Genomic DNA, 20622 nt, shown 5'->3' with positions numbered 1-20622 from the left:
GGTGCGGAGTCTGCCCTGTAGGAGCTGGCCATGCCTGCGACAGCCCAGGCGGCGAAAGACCGCGGGCGAAGCCCGACGGTACGTCAGCCCATGTTCACCAGTCGATGAGAGCCGCGTCCAGCAATGCCGGCAGGGCGATACCTGCCGCGCTGGCGAGGGCGAAGTCGCGCTCGGCATGCAACGGGCCGGGAGCGGGATTGATGTGCAGCACGGTGGCGCCGGCGCGCCAGGCCATCTGGGGGATCTCGGCCGCCGGGTAGACCACGCCGGAGGTGCCCACGGAGATCAGCAGGTCGCAGTGCTCGGCGGCCTGGAAGGCGTGGTCGAGGGCGTCCATCGGCAGGCTTTCGCCGAACCACACCACGCCGGGGCGCAGCGGGCCGCCGCAATGGGCGCAGGCCGGCGGCGGCACGCGGCGGCCTGCCTCAGGCTCATCCGGTACCGGCAGCGCTGCTTCGGGTTCGCGCTGGCAGTCGAAGCAGCGCGGGCGTTCCAGTTGGCCGTGCAGGTGGGTGACGTCGTGGCTGCCGGCGCGTTCGTGGAGATCGTCGACGTTCTGGGTGATCAAAGTGAGCTTCGGCACCTTGTTCGCCAGCGCGGCGATGGCCAGGTGCGCCGGGTTGGGCTGCGCGCGGTGGACAACGCTGCGGCGCCATTCATACCAGCCCCAGACCAGCGTCGGGTCCGCGCGGAAGGCTTCGGCGGTGGCCAGGGAGGCGGCGTCGAAGCGCTGCCAGAGCCCGGTGAGGCGGTCGCGGAAGGTGGGAATGCCACTCTCGGCGGAAACCCCCGCACCGGTGAACACCACGACGTGGCGGGCTTTGCGCAGCGCATCGAGCAACGCGGAATCGAGGATCATTGCGGGGCTTCCTGCGGCGTCGGCGCACTTTCCAGGCGATTGCGCCCGGCGGCCTTGGCGCGGTACAGCGCGCGGTCGGCGGCTTCGATGAGGGCCTGTGGGCTGCTGTCGCTGCCAGCGGGCAGGGTGGCGATGCCGATGCTGGTGGTGATGCGGCCCAGCGGGCTGCCGGCGTGGGTGAGGTTGGCGCCCTGCAGGCGCTGCATGAACTGCTCGGCCACGGCCAGGGCGCCGTCGGGGCCGGTGTTTGGCAGGATCACCGCGAGTTCCTCGCCGCCGTAGCGCGCCGCGAGGTCGGCGGGACGCCGCACACTGTCGGCGAGGACGCGGCCGATGCGCCGCAGGCAGTCGTCGCCGGCCGGATGGCCATAGGTGTCGTTGAAGCGCTTGAAGTGGTCCACGTCTATCAGCAGCAGCCCCAGTGGCGAACGTTCGCGGTGGGCGCGGCGCAGTTCGGCGATCAGGTGGTCGTCGAAGCTGCGGCGGTTCTCAAGGCCCGTGAGCGGGTCGCGCGAGGCGAGCACTTCCAGCTGCCGGTTGGCCCTGAGCAGGTCTTCGCGGGCGTCGCGCAGCAGGCGTTCGGTGCCGATGCGGCGCTGGATGGCGAGGATCAGCAGGCTGCCGATGACCACGATGACCATCAGCAGGCCGAAGGCGATGGCCACCGTGCGCAGGGCGTCGGCGGCCCAGGCGGCGAGGGCTTCGTCCTTGCCCAGGGCGACCGAGGTCACCAGCGGGTAGCGCTCGTTCTTGCGGAAGGCGTAGATGCGCTCGATGCCGTCCAGCGAGGAGGCGAAGGTCGCGCTGCCGACCGTGGCGTTCTCCAGGTACTGGGTGAAGATCGGCGAGCGCGACAGCACACGGCCCATGTCGCTCTCGCGGAAGGGGTAGCGCACCAGCACCTGGCCGTTGCTGGTGGCCACGCCGATGGCGCCGGTCTTGCCGATGTCGATCTTGCCGAACAGGCGGAGGAAGTCCTGCACGCCGAGGGTGGCGACTATCACTCCGGCGAAGTTGCCCTGGGCGTCGTTGTAGCGACGGCTGACGGTGATCACCCAGACGCCGGTGGCGCGGCTGTGGATCGGTTCGCCGATATAGGCGTCCAGCGAGGGATTGTCGCGGTGGTGGATGAAGTAGCCGCGGTCGGCGCTGTTGGCGCCGGGCGGGAAGGGGCCGTTGGACGTCATCAGCCAGTTGCCCTGGGCATCGTAGATGCCCACGCCGTTGAGCTGCGCGAGCAGGTGTTGCTGGCTCCGCACCAGGTCATTCAGCCGCTGCAACTGGGGCGCGCCGCGTCCCTCGTGCTCCAGGCGTTCGGCCAGGCCCAGCAGGAGCATGGAGCTCTGGGTGACGATGCCCTCGACGTAGGTGTCCAGCGCCTGGGTGAGGTTGAGGTTGTGCGTGGTGGTCTCCGCCAGCGTGCGCTCGCGCGCCGACCACAGCTCCCAGGCGGTGGCGGCGGCCACGGCGAGGCTGATGATCGACAGCAGGAGGATGGCAAGGCGGATGTCGCGTTTCACTCTGGCCTCGTTGGGTCGGTCCCTGGTTGCCGCGCGCGGTGGGTATCGCCCGGCCGAGTGCAGGGAGACGTCGGCCGCGCGCGCCGGGTTACGTGTCGTTCGTCAGACGCCTGGCATGCCGCTGAGTTGCACCCGGTTGCGACCTTTCTGCTTGGCCACGTACAGGTGCTGGTCGCAGCGCGCGAGCAACTCGCGCGGCTCCTGTAGCCCGTTCTCGTTGGCCATCGCCGCGCCGAGGCTGATGGTCAGGTGGCGCAGGCTGTCGGGCCGGTAGAAGTGCTCGATGCCCAGGCTCGCCACCTGCTCGCGCAGCCGTTCGGCGACGCAGCGCAGGTCTTCGGCGGAGGTCGCCTCCAGCAGGATGGCGAACTCCTCTCCGCCATAACGATAGACGTTGGCGCGCCCGCCGCGCAGGGTGCCCACCAGGCTCTCGGCCACCTGGCACAGGCAGCGGTCGCCGGCCTGGTGGCCGTAGTGGTCGTTGTACGGCTTGAAGTAGTCGATGTCGGCCATCAGCAGGGCGAAGGGCCGGCCGTGGGCGCGCATGCCGTGCCAGCTCTCGTTGAGCTGCAAGTCCAGCGAGCGGCGATTGCCCACGCCGGTGAGCCCGTCGGTGGCGGCCAGCTCCTGCAGGCGCAGGTTGAGCGCGGCCAGCTCCGCGCGCTGGCGGCGTTCCTCGAGGTCGGCGAGGAAGGCCTGGCGCACGCCCTTGATGTTGGTCCAGCTGATGAACAGGCTGAACAGCGCGATGGGCAGGTAGACCAGGGTAAAGATCAGCAGCGGCTTGGCGGCCCCGTCGTGGATCAGCCAGACGTTGTAGAGAATGATCGCCGAGATGATCGCCGACACCAGCGCAATGCCCTTGAAGGAGTAGCGCACGCCCAGGTTGCCCAGCAGGATGAACACCACCGAGGCGTAGAGGAAGAAGGGCACGTCCGGCGAGGCGCTGCGCTTGAGCAGCTCGAACCAGGCGATGGTGGAGACGATGTCGTGCACCGGCATCAGCAGGTCCATCACCAGCACGCTGCGGCTGAAGCGGAACACCAGGAAGATGTTGATCAGACCGACGAGGCTCAGGGCCGTGCGCAGGAATAGCGATTCCTTCGCCATATCCGGGATCAGCAGTGCGTCGGCCAGGACGTAGGAGTCATAGGCGGCCATGGCGATGAAGTTGATCGCCAGCAGGAAGCGCCGGTAATGCTGGACCACATACGCCTTGTAGGCATCCTGCAGGCGCGGTGGAATTCTCCCCTGGTACTGCTGCCGGGGAGGTGCGGCGGGGAACTCGGGTGCGGTCATCGGAAGTGGGAGCCTGTGTCTGCCATCCAGGGCGAATGCTGGCCAAGGGCTAGAGTAGGGTGCGGCAACTTCGCCGTCCAGCGGGGCGATGCATGGGCTGTACCAAAACTTCGGTCGCTGCAGATTGGCCCTGTCACCAGCGTCGCTAATGGATCTTTATAGGGGGCCAATACGGCGGCATGATGACCGCCATCACCTGCTGTCGAGGCCTTGCATGTACGTACCTGCGCATTTCGAGGAAACCCGCCCGGACCAGCTGCACCGGCTGATTCGCGACTATCCCCTGGGCATCCTGGTCACCGGCCATGACGGCCTGCTGGACGCCAACCACTTGCCGTTCGAGCTGGAGCTTTCCGGCGAGAAGCCGCTGCTGCGCGCCCACGTCGCCCGCAACAACCCGGTCTGGCAGGAGGCTGCCGGCGAGGAGGTGCTGGTGATCTTCCGCGGCGAGCATGCCTACGTCTCGCCCAACTGGTACCCGAGCAAGCACGAGGCGCACCGCCAGGTGCCGACCTGGAACTACCAGGTGGTGCATGTGCGCGGCCGTCTCAAGGTCATGGATGAGGAGCGTTTCGTGCGCGGCGTGGTCGGCCGACTGACCCGCACCCACGAGGCCGGCGAGGACAAGCCGTGGAAGATGAGCGACTCCACCCCGGAATTCATCAGCGGCATGCTGGCCAACATCGTCGGCATCGAGGTGGAAATCAGCGAGATCGTCGGCAAGTCCAAGCTCAGCCAGAACAAGGAAGACCGGGATCGGCTGGGGGCGGCTGAGGCGCTCGACCAGCGCGGAAGCACCGCGCTGGCCGGGGCCATGGTCAGCTCGAAGGACGTGAAGCGATAACCAGGATTCCAGGCCGGTTGTAGGAGCGAGCTTGCTCGCGAACCGCCTTGGCAACGGAACTGCCGGGGAATCCGTTCGCGAGCAAGCTCGCTCCTACAGGAAGACCCCGAAAAGTTGGCACGGATCAGAAGCCGCCCAGCAGATCGTGCGAATCCAGCAGGCGCCAGGCGATTTCCGGGTTCTTCTCCAGGCCCCGGCGAATCGCGGCGGGGATGGCCTGGCGGGTCTTGCGGCACAGGCCCGGCTGCTCGTCGAAGCCGAATTCGATGCCGCGCATGCTGCGCACCTCGTTGAAACCGGGGGCGATATGCAGGCGGATGCCGAGCTGGTCGAACAGTTTCTGCTGCAGGCGCTCGAGGTCGGCGAGGTCCTTGAGGTTCTCCAGACGCTCCAGCAGGCGCTGCTCTTCATGCCGGGTCAGCAGGAGAATGCGCAGGTCGGCGCCGGGGTCAGCCAGCAGCCGCTCCCGGTCGCAGTCGCAGGCACCGGGTGGGCATTGCTGGCGGAGTGGGGGAGTGGTGGGCATGTTTCCGATCATAGCGGGGGATCGGGGAATTGCGCAGGGGGGACTGTAGGAGCGAGCTTGCTCGCGAACCCTGCTCTCGCAGCGGGGCTTGTTCGCGAGCGAGCTCGCTCCTACGAAAAGCGGCTCAGTGCGCCGGCTTGCGAATGGTCTTGAGCAGGTCTTCCGGGCTGATCTGCCCGACGATGTTGCTTACGCCTTCGCTGCCCGGCTGCGGCAGGCCGAGGATGTGGCCCTTGATCTTGCCGATCACGTGCATCTCGCACGGCTTGCAGTCGAACTTCAGGGTCAGCACTTCGTCGCCGTGGATCAGTTGCATCGGCTGCACCTTGGTGCGCACGCCGGTGACGCCCTTGGCCTGTTTCGGGCACAGGTTGAAGGAGAAGCGCAGGCAGTGCTTGGTGATCATCACCGGCACTTCGCCCGTTTCCTCGTGGGCTTCGTACGCGGCATCGATCAGTTGCACGCCGTGGCGGTGGTAAAACGCGCGGGCCTTCTCGTTGTACACGTTGAACAGGAAGGACAGGTGCGCTTCCGGGTACACCGGCGGCGGGTTGGTCTCGGCCTTGCGGCCGCCACGCGGGTGGGCCTGCACGCGGGCCTCGGTCAGCGCCTCGATGGCCTCGCGGCGCAGCGACTTGAGCTGGGAATTGGGGATGAAGAACGCCTGCGGGGCGTCCAGCTCGATCTGGTCGGCGTGGTACTGGGTGGTGCCCAGCTGGCCGAGCAGGTCGTGCAACTGGTCCAGCGCCTGTTCCGGCTTGTTGGCGACGCCGAACGGGCCGTCCAGGGCGACGCTGGCACTGACGCCTTCCTCGCTGGTGGCGGTCAGCTCCAGGCGCTCTTCACGCAACCTGGCGACCCACGACAGGCCGACGCGACGTTCGGCGGAAGTCTTCTGCAGCGCCTGCTGCCAGTTGTGGTCGAGGTTGCGCGACAGCGGGTGGTTCGGGCGCAGGCGGTAAAGGCCTTCCGGCATCTCGTTGGGCTCGACGCGGTAGCGGTAGCGCTTCTCGCCGTCTTCCTCGAACTCGCCCTTCGGCTCGGCAATGTTGGCGCGGAAACCGACCACTTCGCGCTTGACCAGCACGTTGAGGCCGTCGCCGTTGGACAGCGGGTCCTTGGTCACCACCAGCAGGTCGCGCTTGCCGACCTTTTCCACGGTGCCCACCGGCAGGCCGGTGAAGGTCGGCGAGTCGAAGGCGCCGATGTCGATCTTGCGGTCGCTGACGAAGTAGTCGGTGCTGCCGCGGTGGAAGGTCTTGTCCGGGTCCGGCACGAAGAAGTGGTCGGTGCGGCCGCTGGAGGCGCGGGCCAGGTCCGGGCGCTCGGCGAGGATGCCGTCCAGGCGCTGGCGGTAATAGGCGGTGATGTTCTTCACGTAGCCCATGTCCTTGTAGCGCCCTTCGATCTTGAAGGAGCGCACGCCGGCGTCCACCAGGGCGCTGAGGTTGGCGCTCTGGTTGTTGTCCTTCATCGACAGCAGGTGCTTCTCGAAGGCCACCACGCGGCCCTGGTCATCCTTCAGGGTGTAGGGCAGGCGGCAGGCCTGGGAGCAGTCGCCACGGTTGGCGCTGCGGCCGGTCTGGGCGTGGGAGATGTTGCACTGGCCGGAGAACGCCACGCAGAGCGCGCCGTGGATGAAGAACTCGATGGCGGCATCGGTCTCGTCGGCGATGGCGCGGATTTCCTGCAGGTTCAGCTCACGGGCCAATACCAGCTGGGAGAAGCCGGCCTGGTCGAGGAACTTCGCCCGGCCCAGGGTACGGATGTCGGTCTGGGTGCTGGCGTGCAGTTCGATCGGCGGGATGTCCAGTTCCATGATGCCCAGGTCCTGCACGATCAGCGCGTCGACACCGGCGTCGTAGAGCTGGTGGATCAGCGCGCGCGCCGGTTCCAGCTCGTTGTCGTGGAGGATGGTGTTGATCGTGGTGAACACCCGCGCGTGGTAGCGGTGGGCGAACTCCACCAGCTGGGCGATATCGCTCACTTCGTTGCAGGCATTGTGCCGCGCGCCGAAGCTCGGGCCGCCGATGTAGACGGCGTCGGCGCCATGCAGGATGGCCTCGCGGGCGATATGCACATCGCGGGCAGGGCTGAGCAGTTCCAGATGGTGTTTGGGCAGGGACATGGTTTCTTCTTTATCAGGCATGGCACGGGCAATCGCGCATTGTACCGGTCAAACGTCGCGCCGGCATCCGTGGCGTGCCGGACGGTGCGCAGCCGTATGCCTGTAAAGAACGGGGCGGCCGTTTCCAGCCGCCCCGGGTGGCTCAGTACTCGAACCGGTAGCCCACGTTGGCGTGGTTCTGGTCGAAGTTGTCGCCGTCGCGGTAGCCCACTTCCATGAACAGGCTGTGGCCTTCGGCAAGGCGCGTGGAGACGCCCACGGCCGCTTCGCGCCAGCCGCCACTGAAGTCCGAACTCTGCTTGGGCGTTCCGTTGATCCGGTAGCCGATGTCGTCGGCCATCAGTTCGCGAACGTAGCCGCCCTTCAGGTACACCTCGGACTTGTGTTTCGCATTGCTCAGCTCGTAGCCGACGATGCCGCCGGCGCGGGCCAGCAGCGAGTCGTAGTCGTCGTAGTGGATCTTCAGGCCGTTGCTGGCACGCGAAGAGAAGCCGCCCTGGTCGGTGTAGACCAGTTGCGCCTGGGGCTCGACGAACCACTGGCTGTCCTTCTCGCGGTGCAGGGTGAAGCGTTTGCCGGCTTCCAGCGAGACGGAGTAGCCGTCGCTGCTGCCGGAGCTCTTCACGCGGTTGCCCTGGGTGTCGTTGACGCTGAAGTTGTTCTTCAGGTGCGCGGCCTTGAGCACGGCGTCGATGTAGAAACCGTTCTCGTGCAACCAGGTGCCGTAGACGCCGATGTGCGTGTTGCGCGCGCCGCCACTGCCTTCGTCGAAGCTCTGCTCGGCTTCGGTATGGCCGATCATTGCACCGACGAACAGATCGCCGCTGCTGACTGGTACGCGGCGATCCACGCCCAGCTGGATGCCCTGGTAGCTCAGGCGGTATCCGTCGAAGTTGCTGCCGGCGAAGGAGTGCAGGCGACCGCCGTTGGTGCGCAGCCAGACGTTGCCGTCGGTGTCGCGCTCGGTGTAGCGCAGCTCGCCCATGCGCTGCAGCAGGGTCTGCATGTCGAGGTAGGAGAGCAGGTAGTTGGTGTGCACCTGCGCGTGGAAGGCGCGAGTGGTCGAAGTGCCGGGACCCGGGGCCGGGCCGGGCGGTGTCGGTGCGATCGGGTCGCCGGGTTCGATCGGGCCGGGCGGGGTCGGGTCGACCGGAGGTGTCGGGTCAACGGGAGGCGTGGGGTCTACCGGCGGGGTCGGATCGACCGGAGGATTCGGGTCCACCGGCGGCTGCGGGTCGACCGGGTCGGTCGGACCCGGATCCACTGGCGGCGCGCTGTAGCCATACAGTTCCCAGTTGTCCTCTTCGTTCTTGCGCAGGGCGTAGGTATTGCCGCCCAGTTCCACCAGCGCGCCTTCGTAGAGGCCGAACTGGCCGCTGCCGCCGTTGGTTTCGATGATCTCGATGCGCTCGTCACCCAGGGTGCTCTGCGAACCGTCGTTGGCCACCAGGACCGAATGGCTGCCGGTGCTGCCGTCGGTGCCCGTGATGGTCAGCTTGTCGGTCAGCTGGTTGACGATGTCGGTGTAGAAGTGGAACGCCCCGGCACCGCTCAGCGAGCCCAGCTGCAGGCTGCCGTAGTGCTCGGGCTGGTGGGCGGCAAAGCCGTTCTGCCAGGACTCGCGGCTGTTGAGGTAGATCTGCGAGTTGTCCTGCAGGTCCAGCGCCGTGAGGTTCGACGTGGCGTAGTGGCTGGCCTCGCTGCTGTTCTTGTCCAGCAGGAACCAGCGCGAGCCCTTGAGGTTGAGCGTGGCGCTGCTGACGCTGCCATCACTGGCAACGGTGCTGTCGGTCACCGCGCGGCCCACCAGTTCGCTGTTCTCGGCGTTGAGCGTGAAGCTGCTGGCGAACACGCCATCGGCGCTGTTCTGGCTGGCGTTGACGTTGAGCAGGCTGCGCCCGTCCTGGGCGGTGGCGCTGCTGTTGGCGAGGTTCAGGGTGGCGTCCTTCACCGCGTCGGCGACGTTCATGATGCCGCTGTTCTGCCCGTCACTGGTTCGCCCGGCGAGGCCTCCAACCTCGATCAGCCCGGCGGTGCCGGTGGCGCCGTCGAGGTGCGCCATGTCGGTGTCGGTCAGGTTGATGACCTGGCCGCCTTCGACACGATCACCGTTGCTGGCGAGGCTGTAGCCGTTGGCGAAGGAGTAGCGGATCGCGCTGGCGGCAGAGGTGATGCTGTTGCGCACCCCAGCCACCAGGGGCGTGAGGGTGATCTTCGCGCCGTCCCCCATGGCCCGCAGGCCGGCGGAGTCCTTGCCTTCGGTGGTGATGTCGGTCTTGCCGTACACCGTGACCTCGGAGTTGCCGTACTGCGAGCCGGCGTGGCCGGTGCTGTCGGCGGGAGCGCTGGCACTGCCGCCACCCAGTGAGCCGGCGGCCAGTCCGTGGGACTGGCCGGTGCCGGTGGTGTGGATCACCGTCTGGAAGTCCTGGTGTTGCTCGCTGTTGATCGTCACCTGCGAGTTGCCGGTGGCCCAGGCGCCGATCTCGTTGGTGCCGGCGGTCTTGATCCGCAGGTGGCCGCCGTCATAGCCAGTGGCGGTGACGCTGGAGTGGTTCAGCGCGAACAGCGCGTTGGCGCCATAGCGACTGTTGCTGCCCTGGTTGAAGTCGCCGCCCATGAAGGTGATCGACGAGTTCTTCGTGGCGTAGAGGCCCACGCCGTTGCTGAAGCCGGTGCCGTTCATGTCCACCAGATCGAGGGTCACGGTGCCGTTGTTATTGGCCTCCACCGAGCGCTGGCTGGACTTGTTGGTGACCGTCAGCACATAGGGCGCGCCATCCTTCGAGGTCATGTCGATGGTCCCACCATTGGCGGCGAACAGGCCCTTGCCGCCGGCGATGGTCAGGTTCGCGTTGCCGTTTAGCTCGGCGCTGGAAGTAGCGCCGTCCACGTACATCGCGCTTTTCGGGCTGTTGTAGCCCGAACTGGTCGAAGTGGCGGTGAGGTTGCCGTTGAGCACGAAACGTCCGCCGCCGGTGACGGCGATGCCGTTGTAGACGTACTTGCTGTTGGCGTTGGTGTTGCTGCCGTAGTTGTAGGTGATGTCACCGTTGACGGTGACCAGGCTGTTGGCGCCCTTGATATCCAGGGTATTGCCATCGACCTTGCCACTGACGCCAGTCAGCACCAGGGGCGAGCCGCTGGGGCCGGTCATGGTGATGATGGCGCCGTTGCTCACGGCAAAAGTCTTGATGGTGCCGACCTGGGTGAAGTCTTCGTATTGGCCGCTCTGGTTGGCGGTGTAGCGCTGGTCGGTTTCGGTGACGCTGTTGGCCGCCGTTGCGGTGGCCACGGCCAGCGGGCTGGCCAGCAGAAGCATCAATGGGGTGTTCTTCATCACGGTTTCCTACCGCCTCTCGGCGGGATGGGTGAAGAGAACCCGGTTGCGCAGTTTCCGTGTGCCGCACCAGGGGTTGCCTGGCGTGAAGGGGTGGGGCGGTGGGTTTCAGTGGTGGTGTCCTGGCACTGTGAGTCACTCACGGGAGTTGGTAGCGGCGGCGATTGTCGACTACACGGCCTGGGCCCGCCCTTGAGCTATGTCAGAAGGTTTTCGAATCCGCCATGGGTATTGAGAAACGTCATGACCAGGCCAGATTGCGTCTGACCTGAATCAGTACGCACCGGCCCTGGAACTGCGCAATGCAGCCGTGCAGAGGGCAGGGCGGTGCCCTTGCAAAACTGCAAAGCGACCCTGCAACCCTGTCTATTCCGCGCTTTGCGGGCATGAATCAAGATTCGTTCGTCCTTTCGGAACACCTCCCCCACTTTCAAGGAACCGAATCATGAACGCCAAGAACTCCCTGCTCGCCGCTTCCCTCGCCCTGGCCATCGGCAACGTCTTCGCCGCCGGCAACCCCACCGTCGAACACAACACCCAGGCCTTCCTCGAGGCCCTGGAAGCCGGCAAGGGCCAGCCGCTGGAAACCCTCTCGCCGAAAGACGCCCGTGCCGTGCTGACTGGCGCCCAGGCTTCGGTGAAGGTCGATCTGTCCGGCACCCAGGTCAGCGAGAAGACCGTGCAGACCGAGGTTGGCCCGGTGAAGCTGACCATCGTCCGTCCGGCCGGCGTGAAGGGCACGCTGCCGGCGTTCATGTACTTCCACGGCGGCGGCTGGGTGCTGGGTGACTACCCGACCCACGCCCGCCTGATTCGTGACCTGGTGGTGAACTCCGGCGCCGTCGCTGTCTACGTCGACTACACCCCGTCTCCCGAAGCGCATTACCCGGTGGCGATCAACCAGGCGTACGCCGCAACACAATGGGTCGCCGAGCACGGCAAGGAGCTCAACGTCGACGGCAAGCGCCTGGCCGTGGCCGGCAACAGCGTCGGCGGCAACATGGCCGCGGTGGTTGCCCTGATGGCCAAGGACAAGGGCACGCCCAAGCTGCGCTTCCAGGCGCTGCTGTGGCCGGTGACCGATGCCAGCTTCGAGACCGGCTCGTACAACCAGTTCGCCCAGGGGCACTTCCTCACCAAGCCGATGATGCAGTGGTTCTGGGACAGCTACACCACCGACCCGAAGCAGCGCGCCGAGATCTACGCTTCCCCTTTGCGCGCCACCACCGAGCAGCTCAAGGGCCTGCCGCCGACCCTGATCCAGACCGCCGAATCCGACGTGCTGCGTGACGAAGGCGAAGCCTACGGTCGCAAACTCGACGCCGCCGGTGTGGCTGTCACTTCCGTGCGCTACAACGGAATGATCCACGACTACGGTCTGCTCAACGTGGTCAGCCAGGTGCCGGCGGTCCAGGCCGCCATGCGCCAGGCCGGTGAAGAGCTGAAGGTTCACCTGCAGTAATCCGCTTACCTCCCTCGCCGCGAGGCGGGGGAGGCCACTTCTCTGGAGGGAACCCACATGAACCAGACCACGCAGCAAGAATCCGTCACCCTGATCATCCGCCACCGCGCCCGCCCCGACAGCGTTGCCGCCTATGAGGCCATCCTGCGCGAGCTGACCCGCGCCGCCAGCGAGTTCCCCGGCCACCTGGGCGTGGATGTGATGCGCCAGGGGGACCATTTCACCTCGGTGCTGCGCTTTGCCAGCGCCGATGAACTGCAGGCCTGGCTCGACTCGCCGCAGCGCCGCGAGCTGATCGAGCGTGCCGACCCGCACCTGATCGACGGCGAGCAGAAGGAACTGCACCGCGCCCACGAGTTCTGGTTCACCGCCCCGGACAACCCGCAGAAGCAGCCGCCGCGCTGGAAGCAGGCCGCAATTTCCTACCTGGTGATCCTGCCGCTGGTGATGCTGGTGCCGCAGCTCTGGCGCCCGCTGTTCACGCAAATCCCGCTGCTGGGCGGCTTCGTGCCGGCCAACATGCTCATCGTCGCGACCATCGTCCTGCTGGTGGTCTACGTTTTCATGCCACGGGCCACGCGCCTGTTCTCCGCCTGGCTCAACGCCCGCTGATCGAAAGAGGAACTTGCCCATGTACGCCGACCTGATCCTGACCAACGGCCGCTTCCACACCGTCGACCGCGAGAAACCCGAGGCCACCGCCGTGGCCATCGCCGACGGCAAATTCATCGCCGTGGGCACCGAGGCGGAGGCCATGGCCTTGCGCGCCGGCGCTACCCGCGTCATCGACCTCAAGGGGCGCACTGCGATCCCCGGCCTCAACGACTCGCACCTGCACCTGATCCGCGGCGGCCTGAACTACAACCTCGAACTGCGCTGGGAAGGTGTGCCGTCCCTGGCTGACGCTCTGCGCCTGCTCAAGGAGCAGGCCCTGCGCACGCCGTCGCCGCAGTGGGTGCGCGTGGTGGGCGGCTGGAACGAATTCCAGTTCGCCGAGAAGCGCATGCCGACCATCGAAGAGCTGAACCAGGCGGCGCCGGACACTCCCGTCTTTGTCCTGCACCTGTATGACCGCGCGCTGCTCAACCGTGCCGCGCTGCGCGTCGTCGGCTACACCAAGGACACGCCGAACCCGCCCGGTGGCGAGATCGTCCGCGACAGCAACGGCGAGCCCACCGGCATGCTGGTGGCCCGGCCCAACGCGATGATTCTCTACGCGACCCTGGCCAAGGGGCCGAAACTGCCTTTCGAGTACCAGGTCAACTCCACCCGCCAGTTCATGCGCGAGCTGAACCGCCTGGGCGTGACCAGCGCCATCGACGCCGGCGGCGGCTTCCAGAACTACCCGGACGACTACCAGGTGATCGAGCAGCTGGAAAAAGACCACCAGCTCACCGTGCGCATCGCCTACAACCTGTTCACCCAGAAGCCCAAGGAAGAACTGGCCGATTTCAAGAACTGGACCAGCAGCGTGAAGTACGGGCAGGGCAGCGACTTCCTGCGGCACAACGGTGCCGGTGAGATGCTGGTGTTCTCCGCCGCCGATTTCGAGGACTTCCTCGAACCGCGCCCGGACCTGCCCGGCAGCATGGAAGCCGAGCTGGAGCCGGTGGTGCGCCACCTGGTCGAACAGCGTTGGCCGTTCCGCCTGCACGCCACCTACGACGAATCCATCTCGCGGATGCTCGACGTGTTCGAGAAGGTCAACCTGGACATCCCGTTCAACGGCCTGCACTGGTTCTTCGACCACTGCGAGACCATCTCGCCGAAGAACATCGAGCGGGTGAGGGCGCTGGGCGGCGGCATCGCCATCCAGGACCGCATGGCCTTCCAGGGCGAGTATTTCGTCGACCGCTACGGCAAGCAGGCTGCCGAGGCCACGCCGCCGATCAAGCGCATGCTGGCCGAAGGCGTGCCGGTGGGAGCCGGCACCGACGCCACCCGCGTTTCCAGCTACAACCCCTGGACTTCGTTGTACTGGATGGTGAGCGGCAAGACCGTCGGCGGCATGGAGCTGTACCCCGAAGGGCTGTCCCGCGCCACCGCGCTGCAGCTGTACACCCACGGCAGCGCCTGGTTCTCCAACGAACAGGGCAAGAAAGGGATGATCAAGGTCGGGCAGATGGCCGACGTGGCCGTGCTCTCGGCGGACTACTTCAACGTGCCGGAGGAAGAAATCAAGACCATCGAATCGGTGCTGACCGTGGTGGACGGCCGCGTGGTGTTCGGCAGCGGCGACTTCGAGCGCCAGGCGCCGACGGCGATCCCGGTGCTGCCGGACTGGTCGCCGGTGGCCAAGGTCCCCGGCCACTGGCGCCCGCAAGGCCCGCTGCAGCAGGCCGTACACCAGTGCGCCGGCTCCTGCGGCGTGCATGGCCACAGCCACGAACGCGCCCGGCAATCCAGCGTGCCGGTGAGTGACTTCCAGGGCTTCTGGGGCGCTTTCGGCTGTTCGTGCTTCGCGTTCTGACGAGGCAAAGGTCCGGTCCGCAAGGACCGGATAGCGATCGCGGACGGAGTCCGCTCCCACGTACCGGGTGACATCGATGTTCATCCTGCGCGCAGGAGCGGATTCGGTCCGCGATGATTCCGCGCTCGGTCTGTCGCAGGCATGGCCAGCTCCTACAGACTAGCGCTGTGCTTCCCGTGTAGGAGCGGGCCATGCCCGCGAGCCGAGGACAAAGTCCGCGCTCAGAACCCCACCAACTGCCCCACGGCCTGCGCCTGCGGATCATCGCTGCGGCTCACCAGCGCGTAGTTGTAGCCACCCTGGCTCCAGTAACGTGCCAACAGGTCGCCATCCGTGCGCTGCCCTTGCGGCAACATCTCATGGCGCGGGCCCGGCGGGCGGATGAAGAAGGTCAGCCGGCGGCCCTGGCCATCTTCGTAGATCACCAGCGCTGCGGCCCCCTGTTCCGTCGCCAGCAGACGCGCGCCGACGGTCTTCAAGCCAACCTGTTCCAGCGCCGGTGGTGGCACCGCATTCTTCAGGTAACGGGCCAGCCAGCCGTTCAGGTCTCGGCCATCGCGCAGGTCGAGCCCGTTCTGGCTGGCATCGGCGAACAACCGGTAAGCCTGCACGGCGTCCTGCATCGGCAGCATGCCGCGCATCATCGCGTCGCCGCGCATCTGCCAGCCGCCCATGCCGCCAACGCCCAATGCAATCAGCAAGGCCGCTGCCGTAGCGAGGCGCGAGCGTCTCCGCTGCTGGATCTGCCGGCGAATCCGCGCCGGGTCCAGTTGTTCGGGAATTGCACTACGCGCCTGCCCGGCAAAGGCCGCGCGCAGTTGCTGCGCATCCTGTCGCCAGCCTTCGACGCGGCGGGCGTCGTCCGGGTGCGTGGCGAGCCAGGCTTCCACCCACTGGCGGCGCGCCGGGTCGAGCTGGTCGTCGATATAGGCGTGCAGATCGCGCTCATCGGGAATGCGTTCGTTCATTTCAGTACCCGCAGAGAAGGTGTCGCCGCCTGTCCTTCGCTCAACGCGCGCAGCGCCGTGCGGGCGCGCGACAAGCGGGACATGACGGTGCCCATGGGAATGTCCAGTGCCTCGGCTACTTCGCGGTAGCTCAGGCCTTCCACGCTGACCAGCGCCAGCAGCGCGCGCTGCTCGGCGGGCAGGCGCTCGAAAGCCTCCAGCGTCGAGCGTGCGCTGACGATGTCCTCGGGCGATGCGCTCACCGCGCTGTCCGCGCCGAACAGGCTGAGCAGGCGCGCGTAGCGCTTCGCGCGGCGCTGCCCGTCGATGAAGTGCCGGTAGAGGATCGAGAACAGCCAGGCGCGCAGGTCGCCGTCGTCGCGGCGGCCGGTCCAGGCCGACAGCGCCTTCTCCAGCGTGGCCTGCACCAGGTCGTCGGCGCTGCTCGCGCTGCGGGTCAGCGACAGGGCGAAGCGCCGCAGCCGGGGCAGCAGTTCGCGCAGTGAATGGTCGTCCAGTGAATGCATCGGGGCGCCGGGAGTGGGTGGGTTCGAGCGAGAAAGACGACTGCGGCGGCGATCTATTCCCGCCCTGCGAAAAAATAATTCTTTGGCAGGGGGCGGGAATAACCCGGCGCACGGTGCGTCGTACCGGCTCAACGCATTCAGCCTAAGCCTGAGGAGCTGGAAATGACAGAAACACCCACACCCAACGTGCCCCTGCGCCTGGCCGCCATCGGCGCCGTGGTACTCGGCGTGGCCGCCATCTTCGCCTACGTCGCCGGCTGGCTCGACCCGCAGCGCCTCACCCCGGACAAGGTCATCAACACTCTGGAGCACAACGGCGGCGTGTACCCCGGTTACCGGCGCAACCACGCCAAGGGGCTGTGCGTGATCGGCCACTTCGACAGCAATGGCGGGCTGGCCGATCTCTCGCGCGCCAGCCTGTTCTCCGTCGGCCGCGTGCCGGTGGTGGGGCGCCTGGCCATTCCCGGCGGCAACCCCAAGGCCAGCGACGGCGCCGCACCGATCCGCAGCCTGGCGCTGCGCTTCCTGCCCAAGGATGGCCAGGAGTGGCGGACCGGCATGAACGCCATGCCGGTCTTCGTCGTCCGCGACGTCGCCAGCTTCTTTGCCCTGCAACAGGCCACCGCGCCGCAACCGGGCACCGGCAAGCCCGACCCGGCCAAGGCGGGCGCCTTCTTCAAGGCGCACCCCGAGACCGGGCCCTTCCTGCAATGGGTGAAATCCTCCACACCATCCTCCAGCTACGCCAACAGCGCCTACTACGGCCTCAACGCCTTCTACCTGGTGAACAAGGACGGCAAGGAGCAGCCGGTGCGCTGGTCCGTGCAGCCTGAAGCGCCGGTCGAACCGCTGGCCGCCGACAAGCGCGGCGACGCCGATTTCCTCGCCGACGAACTGGCCCAGCGCATTGCCGCCGGCCCGTTGCGCTGGCGCCTGCAATTCACCCTCGGCGAGCCCGGCGACAGCACCAGCGACGCCACCCAGGCCTGGCCTGCCGGCCGTCGCACGGTGGATGCCGGCGAACTGGTGATCGAGCGCCTGCAGCCGGAAGTCGGCGGTGACTGCCGCGACGTCAACTACGACCCGCTGATCCTCCCCGACGGCATCCGCGCGTCCGACGACCCGCTGCTCAGCGCGCGCTCGGCCGCCTACTCGGAATCCTTCAACCGCCGCACCCGTGAGCAGGCCCAGGAGACCCACTGATGAAACCGACTTACTTCCCACTCTCCCTGCGCGTGCTGCACTGGCTCATGGCGGTGCTGGTACTCGCCATGCTGCTGATCGGCCTGGGCATGGTCGCCAGTGTTTCTCCGCGCCATGCCGCGCTGGTCGCCATCCACAAACCCCTGGGCGCCGCGCTGCTGGTACTGGTGCTGCTGCGCATCCTGGTGCGCCTGACCCACCGCATCCCCGCGCTGCCCAGCAACATGCCCGGCTGGCAACGCAGCGCCGCGCATCTCTCGCATCTCGCGCTCTATGGCCTGCTGCTGGCCCAGCCGCTGGTGGGCTGGACCATGCAATCGGCCGGCGGTTACCCGCTGGTGCTGTGGGGCGGCTTCGAACTACCGGCGCTGGTCGCGCCCTCTGTGCAGCTCCACGCCATCCTGCGCAGCGCCCACAGCGTCATCGCCTACGCCTTGCTGGCGACCATCCTCCTGCACCTCGCCGCCGCACTGTTCCACGGGCTCATCCGCCGCGACGAAGTGCTTCCGAGCATGACTGGCGCTCCCATGCCGCGTACCACTTCCTCGGGAGAACGGCCGTGAAGCGATTGCTCGCCGTGGCTTGCCTCGTCACCTCCTGCGCGGCCCTCGCCGCGCAGGACGCACCACCCGCCAAGCATTATCACTTCGGCCAGAAGCTCGACATCAAACGCGTGGTGCAGGCACCGGACCTGGGTTTTTGCGGGATTCGCGAGGTGAAGATGATCTACGAGGACAGCTCCGGGCAGCGGCATACGCTGCGTTACCCGGTGTGGGGGCAGGGGTGTGGGAACGAAAACTGAGGGTGAGTAAGGCGCCAAACCGGCGCAATACCCTGTACAACCCTGTCCGCATTTGCCATCTCACGGTGGCAAATGCCAGCTGCAGGCGTGGCTAGCTGGTTCGCTTAGTTGGCAGTGCAGAAACTTTGCCCAGGAGCTTCACGCCCAAAGCAATGCAATAAGAAATGCAGCAGAACATGAAGGCATAGAACAGGTTGAACGTCGGCCGGCTATCCATCAGCAGGCTCAACAGCAGGTGACCTTTTCGATGAGCGGATGACCCGCCAGGCTCAGCGAATCCGCTAGAGAACGAGTTACACGGCAAGAATGAAAAACTCAACAGCGTACAGGCGGCCGCAAGCAGCCAAGAGGCGGTCGCAACGCTGGCACCGTTACGCTGTCTGTTGAGCTCTTCGCCACTGTAAACCCCCAGGAGCAGGAAGCAGAAAATGCCCAAGGCGGTGAGTGGAATCCCCAAGGTGAGAGCCAGCGATTGCCAACTATCCAGCCAGAATCCGTCAGTGCAGGTAAAAGACAGGAGTTCGGTTCCGGCTCTGAACATCGCACCATCGGCCGTTGGTAGCAGCCCGATCAATGACAGGACCAGAAAGTTGGTGGCAAGAAGGAGAAGACTGATTCTTCCTATAGGCATGCCGAGTCCTTGGCGAATGGGTGGGAAACCGCAGGCGCAGCAGAATAGATCATTTCCTCTGTGCCGGAACAGGATGCAGATTCAGCGGTTCCGGGCCGGGCGCGCGGAAGACAGGGTTTTCTGGCGTCTCGCCATCCGTACTTTGTGCACCGTCTCCACAAACGGCGTGACGATCAGGCTCCACAACGACGAATACTTCGCATCGTCATGTTCCCCAGCGCCGAACTGGATCGGCTCCGGTGTGCGCTGGGTGACGTAGAGCGTGCCGAACAGCCAGTCCCACAGCGACAGGTTGATGCCGAAGTTCCTGTTGAAGTGGCGGGGCGCGTCGCTGTGGTGGATCTGGTGCTGGGCGGGGCTGTTCACCACGTGTTCGAGCACCGGCCCGAACGATAGCCACACATGGCTGTGGCGCAGGTTCGTCGCCAGCACGTTGAACAGCAGGATCAGGTAGGTCACACCGAACAGCGTATAGGCGCTGACCTGCCCGCCACAGAGGTACCAGAAGGTGCCGGCGTAGGCGCCCAGGAGCACGGTCCCGGCCAGGTTCGCCGCCAGCTTCTCCACGAAGTGCACGCGGCTCGCCGTGATCGGTGTCAGCACTGCCGCCGAGTGATGCACCTTGTGGAAGGCCCAGAGCCAGCGCGAGTGGAAGGCCCGGTGCACCCAGTAGTTCTTGAAGTCGCTGACCAGGAACACGCCCAGCCCATAGAGCAGCGATAGCCCGAGGTTCTCGCCCACTTGTGGCCGCGCGCCCCACAGGTGGGTGAAGAAGGCGATGTAGTCGCCCGAGCGCAGGATGTAGGGATCAACCAGCCCGACAACGGGCACCAGTAACACCACATTGAGAATGCCGCGCAGCAGGTAGTAGCGGTAATCCAGCAGGGCCGAACGATGTAGATTCACCCGTGCGCCGCCGATGAACTGCCAGAACGAGGTCGCCTGCGTCAGCCCACGCTGCTGGCGGAAACGGAACAGGGTGTAGGCAATGGCGTAGGAGCACAGCAGGAATACCACACCGACGCGGCCGCTGAGGTCGAAGAGGCCGGCAATCTGGTTGCTCACCGGCTCGATGACGAGGGTGGCCAGGTGGTGGTAGAGGTGCGAGAGGTCAGGCATGGGGAGTTATGCGTCGCTTGGCTCTGCACCCAGAATATTTGTGCTGTGGCAGTTGCGAAAGGGGAAAAGCAGTTCGTTTGGACAAGAGGGCTGCAGGAACTCAGACGAAAACCCTGTGCTCTGCTTGATTTCATCCCTTGATGAGACGACCGCAATCGGCCAGAAGCAGACGTTGAACACAGCACATGTATAGGGCTTGTGCTTCACTCGCCAACTGGTCACCGCTTCTCGCTTGTCGGTAAAGAGATGTCCAACTTAGTCCGAATCACCTTGCTGCTTCTCGCGTGCGTCATTGGAGGCTCATTCGCACTCCTCGGCGTAACGTTCACTTTTGCTGTAGAGCCACAATCCTCACGGATCGCCATTGCTGCCTGGGTGGCGATAGGCGTCGTGTTCAGCCTTCCTGCCTGGCTTCCGGCCGTTGTCCCAGCTCGTTTGAACCGGCTGCATGTCTCGGTGCGGCGTGTTTGTGCGATCTTGCTGTGTTTCCCCGCTCAGTTGTTTGCATCCACCGTCGTCAATCAACTCGGTCGAATGCATAAAGCAATCCAGCCATTCTCCTTGAGGGGATGTCTCTGACATCGGCCTGCCTGTTAGCACTGGCGCTACTTCTGAAAAGTGATGTCTTGTGCTTCATTTCCTGGTGGCGAAAGCCAAAGCTGACGCGCTGACTGTTGTCAGTGTGTGGGGCCGCTATGGGTCGATAGCTGCCTCTCGTCAGCGGCAGCTAACCGGGACATGAAGCAGGTTAAAGATTTGGAGGAAGCAGAAAAAGGCCTCGATTGCCGCAATAAGAGCAAACGCAAAAACAAATACAGGTGCAAATGATGACTTGGTATGCAGCACATATCGTTATGCAGATATCTTTGAATGGCCGAAACGATGTCATAGCTTGGGAAAATATAGTTCTCGTGGAGGCCCCCACTGAATCGCCCCTAGTTTCGT

17 protein-coding genes are annotated in these 20622 nt (G+C 65.7%); 7 read left to right on the top strand and 10 right to left on the bottom strand.

Translation table 11 applies throughout. From position 1 onward, the window contains the following. Positions 1–94: 94 nt before the first annotated feature. From UB43_RS28210 to UB43_RS28200, 3 genes are all read right to left on the bottom strand, one after another. A complete protein-coding gene (locus UB43_RS28210; protein ID WP_256355407.1) occupies positions 95–859 on the bottom strand; it encodes an NAD-dependent deacylase in 765 nt (254 codons plus the stop codon). Continuing rightward, entirely contained in the window at positions 856–2379 is a 1524-nt protein-coding gene (locus UB43_RS28205) for a sensor domain-containing diguanylate cyclase (protein ID WP_045217922.1), read from the bottom strand. The genes UB43_RS28210 and UB43_RS28205 overlap by 4 nt, the downstream gene beginning before the upstream one ends. Positions 2380–2481: 102 nt before the next feature. Continuing rightward, entirely contained in the window at positions 2482–3678 is a 1197-nt protein-coding gene (locus tag UB43_RS28200) for a GGDEF domain-containing protein (RefSeq protein WP_045217921.1), read from the bottom strand. A gap of 214 nt (positions 3679–3892) precedes the next feature. On the opposite strand from UB43_RS28200, the gene UB43_RS28195 reads away from it, so the two are divergent. Beyond that, a complete protein-coding gene (locus UB43_RS28195; protein ID WP_045217920.1) occupies positions 3893–4522 on the top strand; it encodes an FMN-binding negative transcriptional regulator in 630 nt (209 codons plus the stop codon). A 124-nt stretch (positions 4523–4646) separates the two neighbouring features. Here UB43_RS28195 and UB43_RS28190 read toward each other — a convergent pair whose 3' ends face one another. The 3 genes from UB43_RS28190 to UB43_RS30210 all read right to left on the bottom strand — a co-directional run bounded on the left by UB43_RS28190 (position 4647) and on the right by UB43_RS30210 (position 10516). After that, entirely contained in the window at positions 4647–5048 is a 402-nt protein-coding gene (locus UB43_RS28190) for a hypothetical protein (RefSeq protein WP_045217923.1), read from the bottom strand. A 124-nt stretch (positions 5049–5172) separates the two neighbouring features. Beyond that, positions 5173–7176: a U32 family peptidase gene (locus UB43_RS28185; RefSeq protein WP_045217919.1), complete on the bottom strand. Its 2004-nt coding sequence runs from the start codon at positions 7174–7176 to the stop codon at positions 5173–5175. Between the two features lie 142 nt (positions 7177–7318). Next, entirely contained in the window at positions 7319–10516 is a 3198-nt protein-coding gene (locus UB43_RS30210; protein WP_045217918.1) for an autotransporter outer membrane beta-barrel domain-containing protein, read from the bottom strand. 445 nt (positions 10517–10961) lie between these two features. Between UB43_RS30210 and UB43_RS28175 the strand changes: the two genes are divergently transcribed. Genes UB43_RS28175 through UB43_RS28165 form a run of 3 tightly spaced genes read left to right on the top strand, consistent with a single transcriptional unit; the run spans position 10962 to position 14448 of the window. Then, positions 10962–11978: an alpha/beta hydrolase gene (locus UB43_RS28175; RefSeq protein ID WP_045217917.1), complete on the top strand. Its 1017-nt coding sequence runs from the start codon at positions 10962–10964 to the stop codon at positions 11976–11978. A gap of 57 nt (positions 11979–12035) precedes the next feature. Further along, on the top strand, positions 12036–12590 hold the full coding sequence (locus UB43_RS28170; protein WP_045217916.1) for an antibiotic biosynthesis monooxygenase: 555 nt from the start codon (positions 12036–12038) through the stop codon (positions 12588–12590). 19 nt (positions 12591–12609) lie between these two features. Next, a complete protein-coding gene (locus UB43_RS28165; RefSeq protein WP_045217915.1) occupies positions 12610–14448 on the top strand; it encodes an amidohydrolase in 1839 nt (612 codons plus the stop codon). 221 nt (positions 14449–14669) lie between these two features. Here the strand turns inward: UB43_RS28165 and UB43_RS28160 are convergent, their stop codons facing one another. Both UB43_RS28160 and UB43_RS28155 read right to left on the bottom strand, forming a co-directional pair. Beyond that, positions 14670–15416 carry an anti-sigma factor gene (locus UB43_RS28160; RefSeq protein ID WP_045217914.1) on the bottom strand — a complete coding sequence of 249 codons (747 nt, stop codon included), beginning with the start codon at positions 15414–15416 and terminating at the stop codon, positions 14670–14672. After that, positions 15413–15922 (bottom strand): sigma-70 family RNA polymerase sigma factor, encoded by a 510-nt coding sequence (locus tag UB43_RS28155; RefSeq protein WP_045217913.1) that lies wholly within the window; start codon positions 15920–15922, stop codon positions 15413–15415. Before UB43_RS28155 ends, UB43_RS28160 begins: the two co-directional genes overlap by 4 nt. A gap of 162 nt (positions 15923–16084) precedes the next feature. Between UB43_RS28155 and UB43_RS28150 the strand changes: the two genes are divergently transcribed. The 3 genes from UB43_RS28150 to UB43_RS28140 are packed head-to-tail and all read left to right on the top strand — an operon-like array spanning position 16085 to position 17927. Then, the gene (locus UB43_RS28150) at positions 16085–17125 is read left to right on the top strand and encodes a catalase family peroxidase (RefSeq protein ID WP_045217912.1); all 1041 of its coding nucleotides are present in this window, start codon (positions 16085–16087) and stop codon (positions 17123–17125) included. Then, positions 17125–17688, top strand: coding sequence for a cytochrome b (locus UB43_RS28145; protein WP_082085944.1), 564 nt, complete (start codon positions 17125–17127; stop codon positions 17686–17688). Before UB43_RS28150 ends, UB43_RS28145 begins: the two co-directional genes overlap by 1 nt. Further along, the gene (locus UB43_RS28140; protein WP_045217910.1) at positions 17685–17927 is read left to right on the top strand and encodes a DUF2790 domain-containing protein; all 243 of its coding nucleotides are present in this window, start codon (positions 17685–17687) and stop codon (positions 17925–17927) included. Before UB43_RS28145 ends, UB43_RS28140 begins: the two co-directional genes overlap by 4 nt. Positions 17928–18018: 91 nt before the next feature. Here UB43_RS28140 and UB43_RS28135 read toward each other — a convergent pair whose 3' ends face one another. Both UB43_RS28135 and UB43_RS28130 read right to left on the bottom strand, forming a co-directional pair. Next, positions 18019–18558, bottom strand: coding sequence for a hypothetical protein (locus tag UB43_RS28135; RefSeq protein WP_045217909.1), 540 nt, complete (start codon positions 18556–18558; stop codon positions 18019–18021). Positions 18559–18639: 81 nt separating this feature from the next. Then, on the bottom strand, positions 18640–19677 hold the full coding sequence (locus UB43_RS28130) for a sterol desaturase family protein (RefSeq protein WP_045217908.1): 1038 nt from the start codon (positions 19675–19677) through the stop codon (positions 18640–18642). Between the last annotated feature and the right edge of the window lie 945 nt (positions 19678–20622).

The sequence above is a fragment of the Pseudomonas sp. 21 genome (genome assembly GCF_000955805.1).
Classification (GTDB): Bacteria; Pseudomonadota; Gammaproteobacteria; order Pseudomonadales; family Pseudomonadaceae; genus Pseudomonas.
Note: the sequence above shows the minus strand (reverse complement) of the source record. Positions and strands in the feature narration are given on the sequence as shown.

Bases quoted from the DNA above. Each gene is read 5' to 3' on its own strand.
- UB43_RS28210 (WP_256355407.1), bottom strand. From the start codon at position 859: ATGATCCTCGATTCCGCGTTGCTCGATGCGCTGCGCAAAGCCCGCCAC.
- UB43_RS28200 (WP_045217921.1), bottom strand. From the start codon at position 3,678: ATGACCGCACCCGAGTTCCCCGCCGCACCTCCCCGGCAGCAGTACCAG.
- UB43_RS28195 (WP_045217920.1), top strand. From the start codon at position 3,893: ATGTACGTACCTGCGCATTTCGAGGAAACCCGCCCGGACCAGCTGCAC.
- UB43_RS28190 (WP_045217923.1), bottom strand. From the start codon at position 5,048: ATGCCCACCACTCCCCCACTCCGCCAGCAATGCCCACCCGGTGCCTGC.
- UB43_RS28185 (WP_045217919.1), bottom strand. From the start codon at position 7,176: ATGTCCCTGCCCAAACACCATCTGGAACTGCTCAGCCCTGCCCGCGAT.
- UB43_RS30210 (WP_045217918.1), bottom strand. From the start codon at position 10,516: ATGAAGAACACCCCATTGATGCTTCTGCTGGCCAGCCCGCTGGCCGTG.
- UB43_RS28175 (WP_045217917.1), top strand. From the start codon at position 10,962: ATGAACGCCAAGAACTCCCTGCTCGCCGCTTCCCTCGCCCTGGCCATC.
- UB43_RS28170 (WP_045217916.1), top strand. From the start codon at position 12,036: ATGAACCAGACCACGCAGCAAGAATCCGTCACCCTGATCATCCGCCAC.
- UB43_RS28165 (WP_045217915.1), top strand. From the start codon at position 12,610: ATGTACGCCGACCTGATCCTGACCAACGGCCGCTTCCACACCGTCGAC.
- UB43_RS28160 (WP_045217914.1), bottom strand. From the start codon at position 15,416: ATGAACGAACGCATTCCCGATGAGCGCGATCTGCACGCCTATATCGAC.
- UB43_RS28155 (WP_045217913.1), bottom strand. From the start codon at position 15,922: ATGCATTCACTGGACGACCATTCACTGCGCGAACTGCTGCCCCGGCTG.
- UB43_RS28150 (WP_045217912.1), top strand. From the start codon at position 16,085: ATGACAGAAACACCCACACCCAACGTGCCCCTGCGCCTGGCCGCCATC.
- UB43_RS28145 (WP_082085944.1), top strand. From the start codon at position 17,125: ATGAAACCGACTTACTTCCCACTCTCCCTGCGCGTGCTGCACTGGCTC.
- UB43_RS28135 (WP_045217909.1), bottom strand. From the start codon at position 18,558: ATGCCTATAGGAAGAATCAGTCTTCTCCTTCTTGCCACCAACTTTCTG.
- UB43_RS28130 (WP_045217908.1), bottom strand. From the start codon at position 19,677: ATGCCTGACCTCTCGCACCTCTACCACCACCTGGCCACCCTCGTCATC.